This window comes from Mesorhizobium sp. M7A.F.Ca.CA.004.12.1.1 (assembly GCF_003997835.1).
Taxonomy (GTDB): Bacteria; Pseudomonadota; Alphaproteobacteria; order Rhizobiales; family Rhizobiaceae; genus Mesorhizobium.
This window is the reverse complement of sequence record NZ_RZRK01001114.1, coordinates 1-1,508: the sequence shown is the minus strand read 5'-3', so window position 1 is coordinate 1,508 and position 1,508 is coordinate 1. Positions and strand designations below refer to the sequence as shown.

General features: G+C 64.5%; 1 protein-coding gene and 1 pseudogene. One reads left to right on the top strand and one right to left on the bottom strand.

What is annotated here, in order from left to right; genetic code table 11:
- Positions 1-10: 10 nt before the first annotated feature.
- A complete protein-coding gene (locus EN984_RS34215; protein ID WP_013530631.1) occupies positions 11-916 on the bottom strand; it encodes a S1C family serine protease in 906 nt (301 codons plus the stop codon).
- 195 nt (positions 917-1,111) lie between these two features.
- Between EN984_RS34215 and EN984_RS34210 the strand changes: the two are divergent.
- A pseudogene (locus EN984_RS34210) lies at positions 1,112-1,508 on the top strand (glutathione-dependent disulfide-bond oxidoreductase); the annotation flags it as partial.

Genomic DNA, 1,508 nt, shown 5'->3' with positions numbered 1-1,508 from the left:
ATCGACGCGTCTACTGCAGTTGCGGCTTTTTCAGAAAACTGCCGCGGTCGGCCGATTTGACGCGCAGCCAGGTTTCGCGGCCGTCGCGCAACACTCGCATCGGAATCTCGGCCCCCGCCGAGCCGCTTTCCCACAGTTTGCGATAGAAATCGGCCAGCCCGTCGACCGCGCCGTCCCGGATGTCGGAGATGATGTCGCCCTGGCGCAGGCCGGCCTTGGCCGCCGGGCCGCCCTCGGTCACGCTCATCACCACCACCCTGCCGTCGCTTTCGGCCGACAGGGCGCCGAGCCACGGGCGCGGCGGCTTGGCCACCTGGCCGCGTGTCAGGAGGTCGTCGAGAATGGGCGGCAAAAGATCGATCGGCACCACCATGTTGATATCGGCGACCTCGCCGTTGCGGCTCATCTGCAGGCGCAGCGAACCGATGCCGAGCAGCGAGCCGTCAGCGCCGAACAGCCCGGCACCGCCCCAGGAGGGGTGCGCCGGTGCAATGAAGATCGCCTCGTCGAGCAGATATTCCCAATAGCCGGCGAATTCCTGCTTGGTGACGATCCTGGCCTGCACCGACTGGCCGATGCCGTCGGCCAGCACGACGGCGTCGCCGATCCTGGCCTTGCCGGCATCGCCCAGCGCCACGGCCGGCAGGCCGAGCGGCGCCAGCGCCTGCACCAGGCCAAAGCCCGATTCCTGGTCATAGGCGAGCGCGTGCGCGGGGATGACGCGGCCGTCATGGCTGGTCAGCCAGACCTCTTCCGCTTCGGTGATGAGATAGCCGATGGTCAACACCAGCCCGTCATTGCGAATGACGACGCCGCTGCCTTCCCTGAGCGTGCCGAGCGCCCCGGCTGTAAAGGCATCTTCGGGGACAGTGGCCCGCACGGCAACGACCGAGCGCGGATTGGGATTGATGGTCATGCTTTTGTCCTGGGTGGGCTTTGGCGACATCTTCTATAGGTATGCCACGCCGGAGAAGGCGCAAGGGTAAGGAAGTGCCCAATTGCCGATGTTGGCCCTGCGGGCATCGATAATAGTTCAACGCAAGTTGAACTTACACATCCGCAGCCCTAGTTTATGGCGACCTGCCATCCTTCCCCGACACGAGGCCACGAAATGACCGACTACACCCCGCCGAAAGTATGGACCTGGAACAAGCCGAGCGGCGGAGCCTTTGCCAGCATCAACCGGCCGATCGCCGGACCGACGCATGACAAGGAACTGCCCGTCGGCAAGCATCCGTTGCAGCTCTATTCGCTGGCGACGCCGAACGGCGTCAAGGTCACCGTCATGCTGGAAGAGCTTCTGGCGCGCGGCCACAAGGGCGCCGAATACGATGCCTGGCTGATCCGGATCAACGATGGCGACCAGCTCGGCAGCGGCTTCGTCGAGGTCAATCCCAACTCCAAGATCCCGGCCCTGATGGACCGCAGCGGCAAGACGCCGGTGCGCATCTTCGAATCCGGTTCGATCCTGGTCTATCTCGCCGAAAAGATCGGCGAATTCATGCCGA